Here is a 21,685-nt window from a genome sequence, read left to right as displayed (position 1 = left end):
TCAGGGACCGGCGCCGTCCGCCCAGGTCGCCTCGGTGCGGGCGGCGAGGTCCAGGACGACGTCCCGCACGGTCCCGCCGCGCTCGTACGCCGACCGCTGCCAGGAGGCACCGCCGCGGGCGAGCACGCGCTCCAGGCCGTCGTCGACACGCTCCAGGTCGCCGGCCTCCGCGAGCAGGTCCGCGAGCTCGTCACGGACGACCCGCAGCACCTCGCGGGCGGCTGTCGTCTCGCCGGTCACCGGGTGCAGCAGAGCCCCGGTGACGCCGTCGCGGGACGCCCGCCACTGCGCGGCGCGGAGCTCCTGGACCCGCCACGACGGCAGCGTCTCGCCGGCGTCCTCGGCGCGCACGGACCTCTCGACGAGCGCACGGGCGAGGGCGGCGACCAGCAGGGCGTCCTCGACGTCGGTGCACACGTCGGTCACCCGGAGCTCGACGGTCGGTGTGCCCTGGCCGAGGCGGGCGTCGAAGTAGAGCATCCCCTCGTCACGGGCCGCACCGGACGCGAGCAACCGCTCCCCGACGCGCCGGTACTCGGCGAGCGAGCCGAAGGGCTCGGCCGGCCCCGCCGTCGGCCAGCGCGACCACACCTGCGCCCGCCACGACGAGTAGCCGGTGTCCTGGTCGTCGTAGAAGGGTGAGTTGGCCGAGATCGCGAGCAGCACCGGCAGCCACGGCGCGACCCGGTCGATGACCGCGACCCCCTGCTCCGGGGAGTCGACGTCGACGTGGACGTGCATGCCGCACGTCCCCGCCGCGCGGGCCAGCGCGCCGAAACGGTCGACGATGTCGCGGTAGCGGTCGTCGGGTGACGGCACCGCCCCGTCGGAGGCGCGCGGCACCACGCCGCACGCGACCAGCGCGAGGCCCTCGGCGCCCGCGGCCTCCCCCGCCGTACGACGGGCGCGGCGCAGGTCGTCGCCGATCGCGGCCAGCGACGTCGACGGCGCCGAGGCCGTCTCGACCTGGTGGCGGAAGAGCTCCATCTCGACCGGCAGCGCGTCGTCCTGCGGGTCGGCCTGCCCCTGCAGCACCCGCGGCGCCGCGGACCTGACCTGTCCCGTCGCGGGGTCGACGAGCAGCAGCTCCTCCTCCAGACCGACGCTGCGCACCATCCCGCGACGCTAGTGGGTCGCCCGTGCGGGAAGCGGACCCCGGGGGGCCTCGGTTGACCAGGGGTGAGCCCCGCACCCGGCACCGACCTGCTCGCCGACGCCCCGACCCGCCTGTGGCGTCCCCGCCACGTCCTGGTGACCCGGTCAGCCGCCGAGCGCGACCACGGCCGGCGGATCGTCGAGCGCTGCGAGGCGGCTGGCGTCGACGACGTCCGGCTGCTCGACGGGGACCGCCTCCCGACGCTGCGCGGCGAGACCGAGCGCGAGACCTACGCGCGGGCCAAGCGGACCCTCGCGGTCGTCGTCGCCCCGCCGAGCCAGCTGCGGCCGCAGCCCATCCCGCCCAGCGCCGACTGGCGCCTGGACCTCGCGAGGGGCTGCCCGGCCCACTGCCAGTACTGCTACCTCGCCGGCTCGCTGCAGGGCCCGCCCGTCACCCGCGCCTACGCCAACCTGGACGACGTGCTGGCACCGGTCCGCGACCTCGCCGGCTCCGGCACGGTGACCACCGGGGACGCCGCGCGCGGCGACGAGGGCACGACGTTCGAGCTGTCGTGCTACACCGACCCCCTGGGTCTCGAGCGGGTGACGGGGTCGCTGTCCACCGCGATCACGCAGGTGGGTCGCGGCGAGCACGGCGACGGCGTCGGTCTGCGCTTCACCACCAAGTACGACGACGCCGCGGCCCTGGTCGGCCTCCCCCACGGCGGACGCACCCGCATGCGGGTGTCCGTGAACTCGGCGTCCGTCGCGCACCGCTTCGAGGGCGGGACGGCGAGCGTCGCCGCGCGCCTCGCGGCGCTGCGCGCCGTGGCGGCCGACGGCTACCCCGTGGGAATGACGGTGGCGCCGGTGATGCCGCTGCCGGGTTGGCGCGAGGAGTACGCCGCCCTGCTCGGCGACGCCGCGGCGGCGCTGTCCGGGCTGCCGGACGTCGACCTCACCGTCGAGCTCATCACCCACCGCTTCACCGAGGCCAGCCGCCGGGTGCTCCTGTCGTGGTACCCGGGCACGCGCCTCGACCTCGACGAGTCCCACCGCACCGAGAAGCGCTCGAAGTTCGGTGGGGTGAAGTACGTCTACCCCCGCGAGGTGATGCGCGAGATGCGCGACACCCTGGAGTCGCAGGTGGCGACCCGGCTGCCCCGGGCGCGCGTCCTCTACTGGACCTAGGTCGGTGCGGGCGCGGGCTCGGTGTCCTCGGCCGGCTGCTCGACCCGCCGTCGTCGCGGTGCGACGTAGAACGACAGCACCCACAGCGGCACCAGCCAGATGACGAACTTCATCAGCACCTGGTTGTCCCAGCCGAGCGGGAGCACGAACACCGCGGCGACCACGGCGACGCCGGTGTTGAAGCCGCTGGCCGGCCGCCGTCGTTGCGCCGCGGCGAGCATGCCGATGACGAGCCCCGAGACCAGGCCGCCGAGCGGCAGGCCCCACCAGCCGAAGTTGAGGTACCAGACCGCCGCCGCGCCCATCGGCCAGCCGTTGAGCTTCCGGGGCTCGTAGACCTGGCGGAACCACTTGCCCGGCGGGATGCCCGTCGGCTTGTCCTTCCACACGAACCGCGGCACGACGCCGACGGCCCCGTTCGCGAAGTCCTCCCCCTGCCGCAACGGGTAGCGCGACGGGAAGTCGCGGAACGACAGCATCGCCGCGTCGAAGTAGATCGAGTTCGTGCCGACCGCCGCCTGCCGCCACGAGCTGGACGCGGCGTAGTTGGCCTGCACCTCGCCGTGGCTCAGGTTGTCCCGGGCGATCCGCATGCCGGACGCCGCCACGACGACCAGGACGACGGCCACCAGCAGCCGGGCCAGCACCCGCTCCCGTCGCACCGGCCGGCGACGGCGACGGTCGGGCTGCAGACCCAGGATCAGCACCACCGCCACCACGATGAGCACACCCCGGCTCCCCCACATGAACACGAAGAAGGCGTTCGCGAACGCGCTCAGCAGGACGGCGGCCCGCACCCAGCGCGACGGCAGCCCTTGTCGTCGCATGTCGATGAAGGTCGTGACCGCGACGATGGCGCCCACGCCGGAGATCGACCGCAGCGCGTAGAGGCCGCCGAGCGCCTTGTCGTACTTGCTGGCGACGATGACGCCGCCGACCCCGCCGTACCGGGCCATCAGGTAGACCGAGACCAGGGTGCCGACCGCGGTGAGCACGAGCGTGACGGTCAGCGCCCGCCGCAGGTCGGTCTCGGCGGGCGCGAAGAACGGCGCCCACCCGTGCGACCCGGAGCGGCTGATCGCGGCGATGCCCAGCATCGCGAAGGCGAGGTAGAGGCTCAGCGCGAGCAGCGTCGACGGCAGCAACGACGGCATCTCCTCGGGGAAGAACAGCTCCGTCGGGTAGGGCACGTCCAGGCCGAGGATGAACATCATCGGGCGGAAGCCGTAGAAGAGGCAGAAGACCAGCACGAACAGCAGGACCATGTCCGTCGGGCCCCGCCCGAGCATGACCGCGCAGGTCACCAGCAGGCCGAAGAACAGCGTCGCCGCCAGCAGCGAGGCGAAGGTGAGCTCCACAGCGGTTCCCCCTAGCCGGACGTCCTCCGCAGCAGGGTCAGCTCGGGACGCAGTGTGACGTGGGTGGCGATCCCGAGAGCCCGACGGCTCCGCCACCACATCACTGTGAACACGATCGACGAGACAAGCAAGGCCGAGATCGCGAGTCCGTGCAACCCGAGGGTGAGGGCGGCCGGGACGCCGAGGGCCACGCGGAGCACCACACCCAGCCACTGGACGCGCGCGGCGACGTCCTCGCGGCCCAGCATCGAGAGCGCGGTCCCGGCCATCCCGGTGGCCACGTTGCCGATCGACCCGACCGACACCAGCAGCAGCACCGGGACTGCTGCGGAGAACCCCGGGCCGTAGACGAGACCGAGGACCGGGCCCGGTGCCACGAGGATCGGCAGGGCGAGCACGAGCGCGAGGACCGTCGCGAGGGTGGCCCCCGTCCGCACCAGGCGTTCGAGCTCGGGACGACGGTCGCCACCGGCGTCGGCGGGCGGCGGGGCGGGCGCGGTGACCGAGCGCGCGATCACGGGTGCGAGGACGACCTGCAGCGCGGTCAGCGGGAGCACGAGCAGCAGGGCGAGCCGCTGACCGGCCGAGAACATCGAGGTGTCCACCGCCGTCAGCACCAGGCCGGCCAGCCAGATCTCCGTCGTGCCGTTGAGGAACGTGGCCACCTGCGCGGAGAGGAACCGCCAGTCCCGCCCCACCGTGTGCCGCAGGTCGCGGAGCAACCGCGCCCGCGGGCCGGGCAGGCCCCGCCACCGCCGCCGCACCACGAGCCACGCCGAGGTCACGGGGACGACGAACCCCACGGCCACCGCCGCGACGGCGCCGACGAGGTCCCACCCGGGCGCCAGCCACCACACCAGGACGACGCAGCCCGCCTGGAGCCCCGCGACCAGGGCGCCGCCGGAGCGGCCCTCCAGCATGCTCGCGAACCGCACGTGGCCCAGCCCGCGCACGTAGTTGGCCCACAGCTGCTGCTGACCGCCGAGGACGACGAGCGCCCCCACCGCCACCGCGAGCGTGACCCGCTCCGGGCCCGAGGAGTCCTGCGCGAGGACCCAGGTGGCGACGCCCCCCACCAGGCCCGCGACGGGGAGCGTGGTGAGGCACACGGCCCGCACCCCGTTGCGCAGCACGACCATCGCGGCGGGGTCCGCGCTGTCGCGCAGCCGGGCCACCTCGCGCAGCCCGGAGCGGTGCGAGCCGACCAGACCGACCTGGCTGAGCAGCCCGGCGGCGGTGAGGCTGACGACGAAGAACCCGAAGTCGTCGGGCCCCAGCCACCGCCCCGCCGCGGCGTTCAGGCCGAGCACGCCGAGCACCGACCCGGCGTACGACGCGACGAACCAGACCATGGCCCCGCCCACCGACGTCCTGGCGCGATGGGGGTCCATCCGGCTTAGACTGCCCCAAACAACGAATGCGGGGGGCGTTCGCGGATGACAGACATGACTGCTGTCGGAGCCTCGGACCGACCCGGCCTCCGTGACCACGCGCGCGCCCTGCGCCGACGGTGGCGCACGGGTGTCGCCGTGCTGCTGCTCTGCGTGGGGCTCGCCCTCGCCTACTCGCTGGCCGCCACCCCGACGTACGCCGCGTCGGCCGACGTGCTGCTCGAGCCGTCCGGTCCCCAGACCGACACCGGCGACGGCCAGATCGACGCCGAGGAGGTCGCGACGCAGACGCAGGTCGTCACCTCGCTGCCGGTGGCCCGCCTGGTCCAGTCGCGCTACGGGCTCGCCTCCCCGCCCGACCTCGACGAGCTGGTCACCGTGCAGGCGGTGGGCACCAGCCGCGTCCTGCGGATCACCGCCCAGGACTCCGACGCCGACCGCGCCGCACGGACGGCGTCGGTGGTGGCGACGGCGTACCTGCAGTTCCGCGAGCAGGACTCGGTCGGCAGCTACGAGCAGGCGCGCGAGCGGCTGGCCTCCGAGCGGGCCGACGTCGAGACCCGGCTGGGGCAGATCGACGACGAGCTCGCCGACCAGCCCGGTCAGGAGGCCCTCGCCAGCGAGCGGCGGACCCTGCTCAGCACGCAGACGCAGCTCGACTCCCAGGCGGACGCCCTCACCGAGTCGCTGACGACGGCCGCCACCGGCGGTGAGCTCCTGCGGAACCCCGAGGCGCCGGAGGCCCCGGTGACGCCGCAGACGCTGCTGAACGTCGTCCTCGGCGGCCTCGTCGGCCTCGTCCTCGGCGTCGGCGCCGCCCTCCTGCGCGACCGCCTCGACGACAAGGTGCACGAGGAGGCGACCGTGCACCAGACCCTCGGTGGTGCCGTGCTGGGGCGGGTCCCCGAGTGGCGCGACCGGGCCCTGTCGGAGCGGGTCGCCACGCTGCTCCGGCCCCACGACCCGGTGAGCGAGGAGTACCAGCGCCTCGCCGCGAACCTCCGCTTCGTGCTCGCCACGCGGACCACCGACGCCGCGCCCGTCGTCCTCATGACCTCCGCGCAGCAGGGTGAGGGCAAGACGGTGACGAGCGCCAACCTCGCCGTGGCGGCCGCGCGGCTCGGCCTGCGCGTCGTGCTCGTGGACGGCGACCTGCGACGCGCCGCCGTCGCCCCGCGCTTCGGCCTGGGCGACCCGCCGGGGCTCTCCGACCTGCTCGCGAGCGGGCAGCCGGCCGACACCCACCTGCTCGACGTCGGGGTCGACGACCTCCGCGTGCTCGCCGCCGGCACCCCCGCCCCGAACCCCGCCGCCCTGCTGAGCTCGCCACGGATGGGCGAGCTGCTCGACGAGCTCGTCGCCTCGGCCGACCTCGTCGTGGTCGACAGCCCGCCCGTGCTCCTGGGGGCGGACACCCTCGAGCTCGTCACCCGGGCCGACCTGGTGGTGGCGGTGACGCGGGTCGGGGTCACCCGACGGCGTCAGCTCGTCGCGCTGCGGGAGGCGCTGCGCACCGTCGGGGTCACCCCCGCCGGCGTCGTCCTCAACGGGGTCGACGAGTCACACCTGACGAGCTACGACTACCGGCGGGCCCGGCCCGCGGAGGACGTCACGACGTCGCCGGACGCGGCGTCCCCGGGCCCGGCGGAGCCGGAGGCCCGCCTGTCGGGCCAGGCGCAGGGTTGACCGGCCCCGCCGCGCCGTACCCCGCCGCGTCGTACCCCGTCAGCCGGTCGCACGCCTGCACCAGGCGGGCCACCACCGCCCGGAGCTCCTGCGGCCCGCGCCCGACCGGGTCCGGCACGTCCTCGGGGACGCCCGGGCCCAGCTCGAGGGGACGCCGCCGGTGCGCCCGCGCCGCGACCTCGGCCAGGGGTCCCCCGAGGGGGACGTCGTTGCCGTCGGCCGGCCCGGGGCCGGTCAGGCGGACGAGCTCGAGCAGCGTGAAGGTCCGGGGCACAGCGGCGGGCAGGGTGCGCACGAGCGCCGAGCGCTGCGCCTCGGTCATGGCCAGCACCAGGGCGGACGCCGCCAGGAGGTCCGCCGTCACCGGTCGGGAGACGTGGTCGGCGAGGTCGACGCCGGCCCGCGCCGCGACGGCGACCGTGTCGTCGTCGGCCCGCAGGCCGGGCTCGGCGTGGAGCCCCGCCGACGCGACCTCGCGGCGTCCGCCCGGACCACGCCGCAGCAGGCCCGCCGCCACGGGGCTCCGGATCAGGTTGGCCCGGCAGACCACCAGCAGACCCCCCGCCGTCGTCCCCGTCACCGCCGTCAGCCCCCGGGGGCACCCGGGACCGGCAGGCACAGCACGCGGCTGTTCTCGCCCTCGCTGCCCAGCAGCACCCAGCGCCCGTCCTCGGTGAACGTCACGGCCTCGCCCTGACGCTGCTGAGGCAGGTCCACCACCTCGGTCTCGTCGCGGAACCCGTCGCCGAAGAACGCGCGGCGCTGGGTGCGCAGGACGATGCGCTCCCCGTCCGGCGAGAACGCCCCGCCGCTGACCGCCGCCGGCGCCTCGCTCACGGCCCGCAGCACGTTGACGCGGTCCTCGCGCAGCCGCACCGGCGCGACGTACGCCGTGCCGGACGGCTCCTCCTTGGTCACCACCCACACCCGGTCGTCACGCGGGTCGACGAGCAGCGCCTCGGCGTCGTGCGGCCCGTCCTCGTACTGCAGCTCGTACGTCGTCGCGGCCAGGGTCGTGCTCGTCAGGACGTCCGGCTCCTCGACGACGGCGACCGACACCGAACCACGGACCTCGTCGTTGTCGCCGATGTCGCCGACCCACAGCCGACCGTCGGGCGTGGTCGCGACGTCCTCCCAGTCGACGCCCAGCACGGCCAGGTCGAGCACCGCGCGGGTGCCGCTGGCGTCGACGGCGAACACCGACGGCGCGTTGCCGGCGTCGTTGTGCGTGTAGAGCACGCCGGGGTGCACGCGGCTCAGCGCCATGCCGCTCGACTCGGTGATCCGCGGGTCGTCGATCGTCCAGCCCCCGGGTCGCGGGCAGGAGGTCGGACCCGCGCCGCCGGCCCCGTCGCTCGGGACCTCGCCGGCCCCACCGTCGCCCGCTCGCGCCGCGGGCTCGTCCGTCCGGCCCGCGGGCTCCAGGGGGTCGGCGGGTGCGGCGGACGAGCACCCGGTCACCAGCAGCGCGGCGGCCGCGAGCAGCGTCGTCCGCATCTCGGTGCTCGTGGTCACAGCCCACCCCCGCCGCCGTCGGGTCGCCTAGTCTGCCCCCACGATCCGGGTCCCGACAACGGGCCGAGGGCGGGAGCGGGGATGCGCGGGCAGCACCGGCAGCGCGGGCAGCACGGGCCCGAGGACGGGCGGGCGGAGGCCGACGGCCTGCTCCTCGGCTCCGCACGCGTGCTGTGGCCGGAGGGTGTCAGGCTCACCCGGGGGCGCCGTCCGCCGGCGGGGACGTCGGACTGGCTGGTGCTCCCGGCCGTCGCCGCGCCCCGCTGGCTGGTGCCCGCGCGGGCGCCGTGGACGTCCGCCGCGCTGGAGGGCCAGGAGTCCTCGCGCCTGCGCCGACTCGGGGCGGCGGCGCTGGCGGCGGGCCACCGCCGCGGGCTGCTGGCCCGTCTGCCCCTCCGGCGGCTGCGGGTGGCCGACACCGGGTCCCTCGTCGCGGCGGTGCGGGACCACCTCGGCGGGCCCGCCGACGTCGCCGTCCGCCTCGGCAGCTGGCAGCACGCACGGACCGTGGTCCTGCGCGCCCTGGCCCCGGACTCCTCGACCCTCGCCTTCGGCAAGCTCGGCATCGACCCCGCCGGCCGGGCCGCCGTCCGGGCCGAGACCGACGCCCTCGAGCGTGTCGGCGGCCTCGGGCTGCGCCTCGTCGTCCACTCGACGGTGCTGCACCGGGGCACGTGGCGCGGACACGAGCTGCTCCTGGTCTCCCCGCTGCTCGCGGACGACGGCGGGACGGGGGGCGGGGACGCGGGCCGGCCCGTCGACGCCATGCGCGAGCTGGCCGCCGCCCCCGGGTCGCGCACCGCCCCGCTGGCCGACAGCGGCTGGTGGGCCCGCACGACGCGGCGCCTGGCCGACGTGGACGACCCCACGCTGCGCGCCGAGCTCGGCTCCCACCTCCAGGCCGTCGGCCGCGCCGCGGGGACCGCCCCGCTGGGTCTCGGCCCGTGCCACGGGGACTGGACCGCGTGGAACATGGTCCGCGACGGCGAGCGGGTGCTGCTGTGGGACTGGGAGCACTACGGCGAGGACGTCCCGGTGGGGTTCGACGCCGTCCACTTCCTCGCCCAGGAGCTCCGGGTGCACGAGGGCACCGGGGACGCCGAGGAGCGGGCGTGGCTGGACCGGGCCGGCGCCGCGCTCCGGCAGGACCTCGGTCTGCCCGTGGCCGAGCAGGACGTCGTCCTGGCGGCGTACCTGCTCGACGTGAACCTGCGCTTCGTGCTCGACCGGCAACGGACCCCGCTGGCGGCGGTCGCCCGCCGGGGCTGGGGGCTGCCGCTGCTGCGGAGCGCCGTCGCCGCGCTCGGGGAGGACAGCGGCGGGCCGGCGGAACGTACCCAAAACGGGTGACGACCCCCGGATCCCGAGCGTCGACCCTGGTGCCGTCGGCGTCGACGGGAGGGGGTCCGATGACCGAGGGGGGTCCGACCTTCGTGGTCGCCGGCGCGGGGCGTGCGGGGACGACGGGGCTGCTGGAAGGTCTGCGTCGTCGTCCCGACGTCCACGTGACCACACCGAAGGAGCCGCACTACCTGGCCCTGCACGGCACCCGGGTCGACTTCCGGGGGCCCGGGGACGAGGAGAGCCTCAACCGGACGGCCGTCACCAGCGAACGCGACTACCTGGCGCTGTTCGCCGCGGCGGGCGACCGTCCCGCGCGGGGCGAGGGCTCGGTCTCGACGATGTACCACCACGAGCGCGCCGTCCCCGAGCTCCTGCGGCTCTCGCCGGACGCGCGGGTCGTGCTGCTCCTGCGGGAGCCCGTGGAGCGCGCGTGGTCGAGCCACCAGTACCTGAGGGCCCAGGGACGCGAGCCCGAGGCCGACTTCCTCCGCGCCGTGGCCGACGAGGAGTGCCGCGTGCACCAGCGCTGGCACCACCTGTGGCACTACACCGCCATGAGCCACTACGCCGAGGCGGTCGAGGCGATGACGCGCACGCTGCCGCCCGGTCACCTGCGGGTCTGGTTCCACGACGACCTGGAGGCCGACTACGAGGGCACCCTCGACGAGGTCGCCGCCTTCCTCGGCCTGCCCGCCCTGCCCCGGCCCACGGAGGCCGTCCCGCGGGTCAACGTCTCCGGCAGCCCGCGACACCCGCGGCTCCAGCAGGTGCTCTGGCGGGCGCAGGGCCACGACGTCGCCCGCCGCGCCGGCCGGCTCGTGACCACCTGGCGCTTCCGCGAGGCCGTGCGGCGCCGCATGCTGCAGCGCCACGGCGTCCCGGACGACGTCCGCTCGTCGCTCGGCCCCCTGTTCGCCGACGACCTCGCCCGGCTCGACGCCGTGCTGCCGGAGCACACCCGGCGCCCCGCGTGGCTGCTCGACGCGGTCTCCGACGCCGGCCGTCCGGCGCGATGACCACGGCGGTCCGCCGGCGCGGTGTCCCCCGCCGGCTCCACGTCGACGGACGGTTCCTGATGCAGGACGTGACCGGCATCCAGCGGGTCGCCATCGAGCTGGTCACCGCGCTCGACGAGCTCCTCGCCGAGGGTGCCCTGCCGGGGCTCCAGGTCGTCGTCTGGGCGCCGGCACGGGGTGACCTCGTCACCGTGCCGCGCTTCCGTTCCGCCGTGCTGCGACGGTCAGGCCGCCTCACCTCCCACGCGTGGGAGCAGCTCGAGCTGCCGGGACTGGTGGGCGACGAGCCGCTGCTGTGCCTGGGGAACCTCGCCCCGCTGTCGCTGCTGCTCACGCGGCACCGGCAGGTGCACACGATGGTGCACGACCTGTCGTACTCGTACTTCCCGCAGGCCTACAGCCGATCGTTCCGCCTGCTCTACTCCACGCTCGTGCCGGTCGTCCTGGCCCGGTCGCAGCGGGTCTTCACGGTCTCCCGCAGCGAGCGCGACGCGATCCTCGAGAGGCACCCGCGCCTGATCACCTCGGCGCGGCTGACCGCGGTGCAGAACGGCGGCGGCGAGGGCGCCGGGACCGCTCGGGGCTCGGCCGACCCGGCCACCCTCGAGGCCGGCCACCCCGACGTCCCGGCGCGCGACCTGCGGGACCGGCGCTGCCTGTACGTCGGCTCCATGACGCGCCGCAAGAACGCCGACGGACTGGCGCGGGCCGCGGTCGAGCTGGCGAGCACCGACGCCGTGGACTTCCACCTCGTCGGGGGCACCGGCGCCCAGTTCGGGGCGTCCGGCGCACGGGTCCCCGAGCACCTGCACGACCGGGTGAGGCTCCTCGGCCAGGTGAACGACGTGGAGGCGCTCGAGGAGCAGTACCGGCGGGCGTCGGTGTTCCTCTTCCCCTCCCACTACGAGGCCTCTCCCCTGCCGCCCGTCGAGGCGATGCGGTTCGGCTGCCCCGTGGTGGCCGCCGACATCCCGAGCCTGCGTGAGCGCTGCGGCGACGCCGTCCTCTACTGCGACCCGCACGACGTGGGGTCGATGACCCGCCAGGTCCGCCGGCTCCTCGACGACCCCGCGCTCTGGTCCCGGATGCAGGCGGCGGGCCTCGACCGTGCCGCCGGCTTCTCCTGGGCGTCGCAGGCCTCGACGGTCCTGCGCCACGTCGTCCCCGCCTGAGGCGTCGGGGGCCGACCGCACCACTGGGCGGTGGTGCGGGCGGCCCCGGCTGCGCAGACGTGCCGACTCGACGTTCCCCGGCTGCGCAGACATGCCGACTCGACGTCCTCCGGCTGCGCAGACGTGCCGACTCGACGTCCCCCGGCTGCGCAGACGTGCCGACTCGACGCCGGGGGGGCTCAGGCGGCGTGGACGTGGGTGTCCTCGCCGGCGAGGAGGGCGCGGATGGTGCGCTGGAAGGTCGCGGGGGCGTAGCGGACGGCGTGGCGGCGGATCCGGTCCGGGTCGAAGGACCCGGGCAGCTGCTCGAGCGCCTCCAGGAACGCCTCCTGGGTCGGCGCCTCCGCGAACACCCCGGTGACCCCCTCGACCATGGAGTCGAGGAACCCGCCGCCGCGCAGGAGGACGGCGGGGGTCCCGAAGCCGAACCCCTCGACCGGCGTCAGGCCGAAGTCCTCGTGGGAGAGCGACACCACGGCGGCGGCGTTCGCGTACAGCCACCGCAGCTCGTCGTCGGTGACCCCCTGCAGCCGGGTGACGTTCGACAGGGTCTCGACGCCGTCGTACCCGCCGACGACCACGAGGCGTGCCGTGCCGTGCCGGGCGACGGCCTCCGCGACGACGTCGATGTGCTTGTAGCCACGGCCGCGGCCGACGCTGAGCAGGAAGCCCGGCTCGACGCCGGCGACCGCGCGCCGCGGCCCGGCGGGGTCCAGCGCGCTCGGCGGGTTCACGACGACGGCGTCGATGCCGTAGACCGCCTTGATCCGCCGGGCGACGGCGCTGGAGTTCGCGACGTACAGGTCGGCGGACTCCGCTGCCGCCCGGTCCCACCGCCGCAGGCGGGGTGACATCGAGCGCGCGGCCGCGGTGACCGCCCGAGAGCGGTCACCGAAGTAGTCCTCGGCCTGGTAGAGCCACCGGGCCGGGTTGTGGCAGTAGACGAGCTTGCGCACCCCGGGCGGGACCCGCAGGCCGTGCGCCCACCCGGAGCTGCTGCACACCACGGCGGAGGCCCCGGGCGGGGTGATCCTGTCCCAGGCGTGCGCCAGCAGCGGGAAGGCCCGCCGCGGGTCGTGCCGCAGGGGCACGTACCGCTGCAGGTGCGAGGTCCGCACCGGGTGGTCGCCGAAGCCGGCGAAGGTGCTGCGGGACTCGTGCAGCGAGGTGACGAGCACCGAGTCGTCGAAGGCCTCGAGGAGCGTCAGGGCGACGCGCTCGGCGCCACCGCGCTGGGTGCAGTAGTCGTGGGCGATGCAGACGGTCATGCGTCTCACCTGGTCCTGTGGTGGCGGGCTGCCGGCACGCCGAGGTGGCCGGGGTCAGTCCCAGCCGAGGTCACGGCCGAGACGCTCGGCGAGCGCCTCGTTGTGCGGGCGGTAGTACTCCGCGAGCCGGGCTCGGGTCCGCGGGTCCATGGGCGGCTTCGACCGTTCGTTGTAGGTGCGCAGGTCGACGCCGTCGTGGTGGCGCAGGCCGAGGAACCGCTCGACGCGGCGGAACTCGGCGGCCGGGTCGGCGTACATGTCCTCGGCGCGGAGGACGAGCACCTGCTCGGCCGGGTAGGTGTCGAGCCAGGAGCTCAGGTGCTCCAGGTAGCGGCCCCGGGCCAGGTAGGTGAACTGGTCGTGGGCGAGCGAGTAGTAGCAGGGGTCGTTCCGCAGCCGCTCCTCGTCGACCCCGGCCAGGCGGCCCGGTTCGGCGTCGATGGCCGCCTCGAAGGTGGGAAGGGTCTCCGTGCCGGCGGCGACGCGGTCGTGGTAGTTCGAGTAGGCGCGGCTGACCGGGTCGCGGAGGACGGCGATGATCTTCGCGTCCGGCACCACGGACCGCGCCCGCCCGGCCGCGGCGGGGTGGAACATGTAGTACGGGCTCGCCTCGCCGACCACCGCACCGGGGTGCCGCAACCGGGCCCGCGCGGTCGGGAAGTGGCCGCGGTACCAGTCGACGCCCTCGTGGAAGGCGATGTCGAAGAAGTGCGCGCTCTTCAGCGGCTGGTAGGACGGGAACATGCGCAGGTGACCGGGGTGCTGGATCAACCAGTTCGTCAGCGACGAGGTCCCACCCTTCTTGGCCCCGATGATCAGGTAGTCGGGCAGCGGGCGCAGGCCACCGGTCGCGGCGCCGAAGCGCCGGACGGCGGTCTTCAGCGCGAGCTGGGCGGGTCGGGGCGTCGCCCGGCGCACGGCCTGCACCGACCGGGGCATCTCGACCCCGCGCACGGGGCGGACGGTCTGGGTCACGGGTCTCTCCTGGTGGGTCCGACGGGCGGTCAGTTCTGGGCAGTCCGGGCACGGCTGAGCACGTCTGGGCACGTCCGGGCTGGGCCCGGCACGGCACGGTCGGCGCATGGGGTCGCCGTCGCGCCGTGCCGGGGGTGGGCGGGGCCCCGGGGGCCCACCCCCGGGGCCCCGGGCCCCGGTGGCGGGGGGGGGGGGGCCCCGCCCGCCCCGGCCGGCCGCTGGGGCCCCCCGCCCCGCGGGGGGGGGGGGGGGGGGCCCCGGCCCCCCCCCCCGCGCCCCCCGGCCCCCCGGGTCAGGGGGCTCGGAGGAACAGGGCCCCGTTGCTCCACGAGCGGCCGTCGACGTCGGGCCCGCTCATGACGGTGCTGGCCCCGACGGCGCCGTCCTGCCAGGCGACGGACCGCAGGGTCCCGTCGCTGCCGGCGTACTGGAGCCGGCCGTTGGCCAGGAAGCCGCCGGTGACCTTGCTCCAGTCGATGCCCGCGGTGCTCGGGACCGTGAACCGCACCGCTCCCACCACCGAGCTCTCGGGGGTGAAGTAGCGGTAGTACAGCTGGTTCTGCCCGCGCATCGTGTAGTACATGCGACCGGTGGTCCGGTCGAACCACATGCCGCGGACGCCGGGCAGCTCGGCGGCGAACTGGGTCAGGTCGTTCAGGTCGACCGTGCGTGGCGCCCCGAAGGTGGAGCCGTTGTAGCTCCGCCAGGTGAAGGTGCCGTCGGCCCAGCCCGTGTAGAGCCGGCCGTCGACCATGAAGGCCCCGCGGGCGCTGCTCCAGTCCACGCCACCCGAGGGGACCTGGGTGGTGGTCGTGGCGCCGGACGTCGTGAGCGAGGTGCGGTAGACGTCGTCGGTGCTGCTGTCGACCGGGGTGACGTCGGTGCGGACGACCTCGATCGCGCTGATCAGCGGGTTCTCGGCGACGTGCGAGAAGTCGATGTCCACGTTGCCGTCGCTCGTGACGTCGAAGGCCCGCATCGTGCCGCGCGAGTCACCGCCGGCGTCGGCGACGATGTCGTAGTCGTCGAGGACGGTCGAGCCCTCGACCGCGACGTCGAACACGCGCTGCCCGACCTGGCTGGTCCCGCCGTACCCGTTGGCGAAGTACAGCCGGACCTGCAGGGGCACGCCCACGGGCGCGGGCAGGTTCCACTCCATCCGGGGGTCGCCGTTCGGGTCCCACCGCTCGTCGGTGAAGACATCGGTGGGGGTGGTCGCCGGCACCTGGGCGGTGCGGCTGAACTGCTGGCCCCAGGACGCCGTGGCGCTGCCGTCGCTGCGCAGCGGCGAGCTCGCGTCCTGGTCGGCCTCCCAGTCGCCGTACGCGTCGAGCGACGGGATCGTCGGGCCACCCGCGTTGATGCGGTGGAGCACGGGGCTCGGACCCGTCGGGTTGCCGAGGGTGCCGGCCAGGAACGCGTCACCGGGCAGCGAGCCCGTGTTGTCGGGCGGGATCGACTTGCCCCCCGCGAGCGGCATCAGCCCGAGCCGGCCGGTGGCCTCGTTGCCCAGGGTGTCGCCGTCGTGCGCCACCCACAGGCCCTGGGCCGTCGAGACGAAGCGGTTGACCCCCCAGCGCAGCGGCAGCTTGCCCGCGTTGAACGAGAACGGCAGACCGTTGCGGGGGTCGAGGGCCGCCATGCCCTTGCGGTCCACGGAGCCCGGCCCGGCCGCGTCACCGGCGTAGGGGTCGTTCGCCCAGCGGAAGTGCCCACCGATGTAGACCGCCGAGCCGGTGACGTGGATGGCGTTGCTGGTGTCACCGCCCATGTAGTCGACCCAGGTCGGCTGCTGGTTCGGGGCGGAGCCGGCGAGCTCCCACCGGCTGATGGCGTCGCACATGGTGCCCGAGCCGACGCCGCCGGAGAACGCGCCGCCCGTCGCGACGGCGAACCAGCGGCCGTCGGGCGAGACGTCGACGCCGAGGGTGTACGTCGGGAAGTTCGGGTGGCAGCCGGACGCGAAGCGGGTCGTCGACCAGCCGCTCACGCTCGCCCGGGCGCCGGCCGTGTCGAGGACGGCGACCTGGGCCCGGGGCTGGCCGCTGACCGTGCGGAAGTTGCCGATGGCCACGAGCCTCGAGCCGTCGGGCGTGACGGCGAACTTCTCGACGCCGACGCCGCGGTTGCCCGACGGGATCGAGGCGGACGAGGAGTCGTGGAAGACGTCGGCGAAGGTGACGTCGTCAAGGTGGTCCGTCAGGGCCCCCGTGGTCGGGTTGAGCGCGACGAGCCCGACGCGGGGCAGGCCGCCCACGGTCTTGAAGTAGCCGCCGACGTACAGCCGCCCGTTGACGAGCTGGAGGTCGGTGACGATGTTGTCGAAGCCGGGCGAGCGGAACGTCGTCATGACCTGGCCGGTGCTCACGTTGATGCGGGCGACGCGGTTGGTCCGCGCGAGGCCGTCGACGTTCGAGAACTGGCCGCCGACGTAGACGCTGACCCCGTCGCCGGCGGGGACGACGTCCCACACCCGCGTCGCGATGTCGGGGGTGAACGTGGAGCTGATGGCCCCGTTCGCGTCGAAGGCGAGGATGTTCTCCCGGGTCACCGCGGTCCCGCCACGGGGTCGGACGCGGGTGAAGCTGCCGCCCACGACCGTCGTGCTCCCGACCGTCGCGACGCCGAAGGCGCCCGCCCCGTCCTCGATCACCGGCACCGTGTCGGCCGGGTTGGTCGAGACCACCCGGTCGTGCTGGGTCCCGGCGTGGGCAGGGGTCAGGGCGGCGAGCAGCACTGCCGCCGCCCCCAGCCCGACGCCCCACGTCCTCGTCCACCGCATGTCGTGCTCCTCTGGTCCGCGGGCGCGCGCTCACGCGTCCGGATGCCGTTGCTGGCACCGCGCCCGGCCGCGGTGGTCACAGTGTTCGTCCGCCGGCCAGCACCCCGCCTGCCCGAAATGGGTGATGTTCGGCGACGTCCTCGAGGGCGCGGGCAGCCGCTGGTCCGCGGTGGTCGGGCAGCCTGCGGACCACGCCGCGGACGGGTCACGACGACGCGGGACGGCCGTCGCGACCCGGCGGCTCGACCACCGTGGTGCCCGGGTCGTGCGGCCCCGGTGGGGCGCGCCGGGTCAGGCGCCGGGTCAGCCGCCGCGTCAGGCGTCGGTGCGGCCGAAGTCGTCGCTGAGGCGACAGATGTCGTCCTCGCCCAGGTAGGCCCCGCGCTGCACCTCGACCACGACGAGGTCGACGTCCTCGCCGTTCGCCAGCCGGTGCGCCGCACCCTGGGGGACGTCGACGGACTCCCCCGGCCCGGCGTGCCGGACCTCACCGTCGAGCGTGCAGGTCGCCCGTCCGTGGATGACGACCCAGTGCTCGCTGCGGTGCTCGTGGGTCTGGTAGGAGAGCCGGCGTCCGGGCAGCACGAGCAGCCGCTTCACCTGGTAGCCGGGGCCGGCGTCCACCACGCACCAGCTGCCCCAGGGCCTGGTCTCGGACGCCAGGACGGCGCCTGCGGACAGAGCGGTGTCGATGCTCATGCGGGCTCCTGGTGGTGGTCGGGTCGCGACGGGTCGCGGGAGGTCAGTAGGCGCCGCGGTGACCGAGCACGGCCCGGACGGTGCGGCACAGGATGGTCACGTCCAGCCCCAGTGACCAGTTGTCGACGTAGGCGAGGTCGAGACGGACGGTCTGGTCCCAGGACAGGTCCGAGCGGCCGGAGACCTGCCACAACCCCGTGAGGCCGGGCTTCACCGCGAGGCGTCGCGTCGGGTCGACGTCGTACGCCGAGACCTCCGACGGCAGCGCGGGGCGCGGGCCGACCAGCGACATCTCACCGCGCAGCACGTTCACCAGCTGCGGCAGCTCGTCGACGGAGTAGCGCCGCAGCCGTGCGCCGAGCGGGGTCACCCGGGGGTCGCTCCGCATCTTGAAGAGCACGCCGTCGCCGCAGTCGTTCGTGGCGGCCAGTGCCGCGAGCCGGGTGTCGGCCCCCTGGGTCATCGTGCGGAGCTTCAGCATGACGAAGGGCCGTCCGTCCCGACCCACCCGCACCTGCCGGTAGACGGCCGGCCCGGGCGAGCCGCGGCGGACGGCGACGCCCACCGCGACCAGCAGCGGCAGCGCGAGCAGGAGGACGACCGACGCGGTGAGGCGCTCGACCACCTCCTTGGCCCACCGGCTGGGCCCCCGGCTCGGCGCGGGGCGGACGTGGAGCATCCGCAGGCCCCCGGCCCGGACGAGGCTGGCCCGGGACGGTGACACGTCCAGCAGGCCGGTCCCGACGTAGAGGTCGATGCCGGCGCTCTCGAGGGCCCAGGCGGAGCGGCGCAGGCAGGCGGGGTCGAGCCGACCACCGGGGGCGAGGACGACGGTCGCCGCGCCGCTGTCGAGCGCGGCCGCCGTCAGGCGTTCGAAGCCCGAGGTGACCGGGACGCCGAAGCCGCCGTCCGGCTCCGCGGTGGGGAGGACGACGCCGACGACGTCCCAGCGGCGATCGGTGGCCGCGTGCAGCTCGACCAGGACGCGCCCGACCTCGTCCGGCTCGCCGGCCAGCACGACGGGAACCGGTCGCGAGGACCGCCACAGGCCGCCGACCACCCGGTGCGAGGCCGACAGGACGACCATCGCGGCGGTGAGGAGCAGCAGCCGGCGCAGGTCGACCGCGGGCCCGACGACGGCCGCCGAGACCGCGGCGCCGACGGCCAGCTGGGCTCCGCCGGCGCCGACCGTGCGCACCGCCGCGGCCTCGGGTCCCGCGCGGTAGGCACCCGCGCAGAGCAGCAGCCCCGTCCAGATCACCGGCAGCGACCAGGCCCAGACCGGCACTCCCCCGGAGCGCTCGTGCTCCACCGTCAGGACGACGAGGACGGCGACGACGTCGAGGGCCGGGCCGAGGCGGCGGACGGCGGAGCCCGACCTCAGCCGCGCGCCCTGGCGGCGGACCTGGTCGGTGAGGCCGGGGCCCACCGGGGTGGAGATCGGTGTCGACGTGGCCACGTGCTGCCCTCCCATGAGACGAGTTCCTGCGTCGACTCCCGGGCGGCGACGTGGCCGCCACAGTAGGAGCGCCGTCTCGGGCTCGGCATGCCACAAATAGGGCATGTCCTGGACCGTCCCGCCGGCGCTCGGAGGTGTGGGCGCAGGCCGGACCGCCCCGTCGGACCGAGGGGTCACAGGGGCGGACCGGGATGCTCGTCAGGTGCGGCTCAGGCGCCACCCGGCACGGTGCGCGATGCCGACGGCAGCGAGCTGCGACGACACCTCCAGCTTGGCCAGGATCGACTTCACCTGCGTCCGCACGGTGGCCTCGGCGACCACGGCCTGCTCGGCGATCTCCCGCACGGTCCGGCCGGACACCAGCTGGTCGAGGACCTGCTGCTCGCGGCGCGTCAGTCGTTCGAGGCGGGTGTTGAGCTCCTCGACGGCGCGGCGCTGCTCGCTGAACAGCCGCAGCAGGTGGTCGCGCTCAGCGGGGGCCATCGCCGGGAAGCCCTCGTGGACCCGTCGCACCGTGGCGACGACCTCCCGCAACGGGCGGCCCTTCGACAGCACCGTCCGGGCACCGTGGCGCAGGCACTCCCCCCAGCGGGCGCGGTCGCCGGAGGCGGTGACCACCACGACGCGGACGCCGGCGTGCGCCAGGGGCCCGATGAGGCGGACGCCGTCCCCGCTCCGCCCCAGGTCGAGGTCGAGCAGCACGATCTCGGGCCGGGTCCGCAGGATCGTCGACAGCAGCAGGGCGGTCGACATCCCGTCGTCCGCGGGCTCGATCCTGCGGACGTCGAAGCCCTCGGAGCTGAGGGTCATCTCGAGGGCCTCCGCGAGGAGGACGTGGTCCTCCACGACGGTCAGGCGCGGCCTACCCGGCGACGGCACGACGCGACGTCCTCACGACCGGCAGCTCCACGACGAAGGCCGTCCCGGCCCCGTGACCCGGCGACCACCGCAGGTGCCCTCCCTGCTCGGCCACCAGCTGCTGGGCGACGTGCAGCCCGATCCCCTGGCCCGACGACCCTCGCCCGCGCACGCCCCAGTCGAACAGGGAGTCGCGGACGTCGGGGTCCACCCCCGGGCCGTCGTCCGACACGACGATCTCGACCCGGTCCGCGCACGGCCGGACGTCGACGGACACACCCTCGCCCCCGGCGTGGCAGGCGGAGTTCTCGAGCAGGATCCCGACGACCTCCGTGACCTGGTCGGGCCGACCACAGGCGACCACCTCGCTCGGCCGCCAGTCCACGTCGACGCCGCGGGCGCCCAGGCGCGTCACCAGCGGTCGGATGGCCTCGTCCAGGTCGACGGGCTGCAGGGCCGACACGTCGTCCGCGGCGAGCAGCCGCTCGACCCGGGCCGTCTCCGACTGCAGCATCTCGGCGAGCCGCGCGGCACGGCCCGGCGACAGCCGCCCGGCGTCCTGCAGCAGCTGGGAGGCCGAGGCGATCCCGGCCACCGTGGCCTTGATCTCGTGCAGCCTGGCCCTCTCGACGCGGTTCTGCTCCTCGGTCTCGGCCAGTCGGCACCGGAGACGGGCGAGCACCAGCTGGCCCTCGCGGATCGAGTGACGCAGCAGGCCGATGCTCGTGCTGAGCAGCAGGACGCCGGCAACGACCTGGCACACCACCATCACCCCGGTCGTCGGCGACCCGGGGCGGAGGTAGAGGGCGATCTCGCCCACCACGAGCAGCCCCACGGCCGCGGCGATCCGCGCGAGCACCCAGCTCGGCAGGCCGGGCACGCGGCTGACGGCCCAGGCCACCGCCAGGCCGACCCCGAGCACTGCCAGCCCGAGGGCGACGGTCGCGACGTGCGGCACGGCCAGCGGCGGCGCGAGGTCGACGAGCACCCAGCGGACGGCGGCGGCCGTGAGCCCACCGCACAGCCCCAGGAGCAGCGGGTCGGTCAGCAGGATGGCCCGCCGCACCAGGGACGCACCGGCGAGCAGCAGCAGGCCCACGGCCAGGTGGACCGTCAGCATCCACCCCTCGCCGCGCGCCATCCGGCCGGGCTCGGCGACGTACAGCGTCTCCAGCAGCGCGGCCTGGGTGGCGACCAGGGTCACCGCGGCCACCAGCCAGGCGGCCGCCGGGTGGGTCACGAGACGCCAGTGCACGTACAGGACCAGGGACACCCCCAGCCCGATGACGGCGACGGTCAGGCCCCCGTGGGCCAGGACTCGCTCGACCGGCAGGTCGAGCTGGGCCGCCAGGAGCAGCGGCGTGAGGAGCACGGCGACGACGACGGCGGTGCCGCCGGGTCCCCACACGTCCCTCGGCATGGTTCGAGCACTCATGATTTCCCCCCTCGGATTGCACCGAAGGCCCCCCACACACGCTTGCGCGCCCCCATGCCCGCAGCGGACCCGGGGCCGGCCTCGCCTCCCCGCGACCCGGCCCCTTACCCCATCCAGCCCCCGAGAGGTGGATGAACAGACGATACGCCCCTCCGGGGGGCTGCGGGATACCGCAAATTGGGTACAGGGCGCCGCCGAGGACCTGTCAGACCCACCAGCCACCGGCGACCCGCGCACGGTGCGCGGGCCCGGCGCGGCGGGCGGCCCCGAGCCGAGGGGGGTTCGTCCGGGGCACCCGTGACGCGACGGGAGTCCGGTGACTGGTGGGCCGCTCGGTGGGAGAGAAGACGACCCACCACCACCGTGCGCCGTCGGCGGCCCGGTCGCATCCCAAGAGTTGGGGACCTCGGTGACGGGGCACCGCCGCCCGTCGACGGC

At 75.3% G+C, this 21,685-nt stretch carries 17 protein-coding genes; 5 read left to right on the top strand and 12 right to left on the bottom strand.

The window, feature by feature from the left end; translation table 11 throughout:
• Complete coding sequence (locus MJ876_RS13510) at positions 1-1,116, bottom strand: glutamate--cysteine ligase (RefSeq protein ID WP_240236872.1); 1,116 nt, start codon at positions 1,114-1,116, stop codon at positions 1-3.
• Between the two features lie 63 nt (positions 1,117-1,179).
• On the opposite strand from MJ876_RS13510, the gene MJ876_RS13505 reads away from it, so the two are divergent.
• Positions 1,180-2,289 (top strand): spore photoproduct lyase family protein, encoded by a 1,110-nt coding sequence (locus MJ876_RS13505; RefSeq protein WP_240236870.1) that lies wholly within the window; start codon positions 1,180-1,182, stop codon positions 2,287-2,289.
• Here MJ876_RS13505 and MJ876_RS13500 read toward each other — a convergent pair.
• A complete protein-coding gene (locus MJ876_RS13500) occupies positions 2,286-3,647 on the bottom strand; it encodes a hypothetical protein (RefSeq protein WP_240236869.1) in 1,362 nt (453 codons plus the stop codon). The two genes, MJ876_RS13505 and MJ876_RS13500, sit on opposite strands and share 4 nt — an antisense overlap.
• An 11-nt stretch (positions 3,648-3,658) precedes the next feature.
• A complete protein-coding gene (locus MJ876_RS13495; protein ID WP_240236867.1) occupies positions 3,659-5,038 on the bottom strand; it encodes a lipopolysaccharide biosynthesis protein in 1,380 nt (459 codons plus the stop codon).
• Positions 5,039-5,092: 54 nt separating this feature from the next.
• On the opposite strand from MJ876_RS13495, the gene MJ876_RS13490 reads away from it, so the two are divergent.
• Complete coding sequence (locus MJ876_RS13490) at positions 5,093-6,724, top strand: polysaccharide biosynthesis tyrosine autokinase (RefSeq protein WP_240236865.1); 1,632 nt, start codon at positions 5,093-5,095, stop codon at positions 6,722-6,724.
• On the opposite strand, the gene MJ876_RS21805 is transcribed toward MJ876_RS13490, so the two are convergent.
• Positions 6,648-7,304 carry a hypothetical protein gene (locus tag MJ876_RS21805; RefSeq protein ID WP_308192603.1) on the bottom strand — a complete coding sequence of 219 codons (657 nt, stop codon included), beginning with the start codon at positions 7,302-7,304 and terminating at the stop codon, positions 6,648-6,650. The genes MJ876_RS13490 and MJ876_RS21805 overlap by 77 nt on opposite strands.
• Positions 7,305-7,309: 5 nt before the next feature.
• Positions 7,310-8,239 (bottom strand): hypothetical protein, encoded by a 930-nt coding sequence (locus MJ876_RS13480; protein WP_240236861.1) that lies wholly within the window; start codon positions 8,237-8,239, stop codon positions 7,310-7,312.
• A gap of 81 nt (positions 8,240-8,320) precedes the next feature.
• Here MJ876_RS13480 and MJ876_RS13475 point away from each other — a divergent pair, with 81 nt between their 5' ends.
• Genes MJ876_RS13475 through MJ876_RS13465 form a run of 3 tightly spaced genes read left to right on the top strand, consistent with a single transcriptional unit; the run spans position 8,321 to position 11,771 of the window.
• Complete coding sequence (locus MJ876_RS13475) at positions 8,321-9,589, top strand: hypothetical protein (protein WP_240236859.1); 1,269 nt, start codon at positions 8,321-8,323, stop codon at positions 9,587-9,589.
• Positions 9,590-9,648: 59 nt separating this feature from the next.
• On the top strand, positions 9,649-10,599 hold the full coding sequence (locus tag MJ876_RS13470; protein WP_240236857.1) for a sulfotransferase: 951 nt from the start codon (positions 9,649-9,651) through the stop codon (positions 10,597-10,599).
• A gap of 59 nt (positions 10,600-10,658) precedes the next feature.
• Positions 10,659-11,771: a glycosyltransferase family 1 protein gene (locus tag MJ876_RS13465; RefSeq protein ID WP_240236855.1), complete on the top strand. Its 1,113-nt coding sequence runs from the start codon at positions 10,659-10,661 to the stop codon at positions 11,769-11,771.
• Positions 11,772-11,950: 179 nt separating this feature from the next.
• Here the strand turns inward: MJ876_RS13465 and MJ876_RS13460 are convergent, their stop codons facing one another.
• From MJ876_RS13460 to MJ876_RS13430, 7 genes are all read right to left on the bottom strand, one after another.
• Positions 11,951-13,039 carry a glycosyltransferase gene (locus MJ876_RS13460; protein ID WP_240236854.1) on the bottom strand — a complete coding sequence of 363 codons (1,089 nt, stop codon included), beginning with the start codon at positions 13,037-13,039 and terminating at the stop codon, positions 11,951-11,953.
• Positions 13,040-13,093: 54 nt separating this feature from the next.
• The gene (locus MJ876_RS13455) at positions 13,094-14,014 is read right to left on the bottom strand and encodes a sulfotransferase domain-containing protein (protein WP_240236852.1); all 921 of its coding nucleotides are present in this window, start codon (positions 14,012-14,014) and stop codon (positions 13,094-13,096) included.
• Positions 14,015-14,306: 292 nt separating this feature from the next.
• Entirely contained in the window at positions 14,307-16,796 is a 2,490-nt protein-coding gene (locus MJ876_RS13450) for a malectin domain-containing carbohydrate-binding protein (RefSeq protein WP_240236850.1), read from the bottom strand.
• A gap of 315 nt (positions 16,797-17,111) precedes the next feature.
• Positions 17,112-17,495, bottom strand: a complete 384-nt coding sequence (locus MJ876_RS13445) for a phosphomannose isomerase type II C-terminal cupin domain (protein WP_240236848.1) — start codon at positions 17,493-17,495, stop codon at positions 17,112-17,114.
• Between the two features lie 43 nt (positions 17,496-17,538).
• Entirely contained in the window at positions 17,539-18,954 is a 1,416-nt protein-coding gene (locus tag MJ876_RS13440; RefSeq protein ID WP_240236845.1) for an exopolysaccharide biosynthesis polyprenyl glycosylphosphotransferase, read from the bottom strand.
• Positions 18,955-19,152: 198 nt separating this feature from the next.
• Positions 19,153-19,800 carry a LuxR C-terminal-related transcriptional regulator gene (locus MJ876_RS13435; protein WP_240236843.1) on the bottom strand — a complete coding sequence of 216 codons (648 nt, stop codon included), beginning with the start codon at positions 19,798-19,800 and terminating at the stop codon, positions 19,153-19,155.
• Positions 19,801-19,816: 16 nt separating this feature from the next.
• Positions 19,817-21,247, bottom strand: coding sequence for a HAMP domain-containing sensor histidine kinase (locus MJ876_RS13430; protein ID WP_240236841.1), 1,431 nt, complete (start codon positions 21,245-21,247; stop codon positions 19,817-19,819).
• Between the last annotated feature and the right edge of the window lie 438 nt (positions 21,248-21,685).

This window comes from Nocardioides sp. CFH 31398, from assembly GCF_022436705.1.
Lineage (GTDB): Bacteria > Actinomycetota > Actinomycetes > Propionibacteriales > Nocardioidaceae > Nocardioides.
The sequence above is the reverse complement of the archived record's forward strand: the minus strand, read 5'-3'. Positions and strand labels throughout refer to the sequence as shown.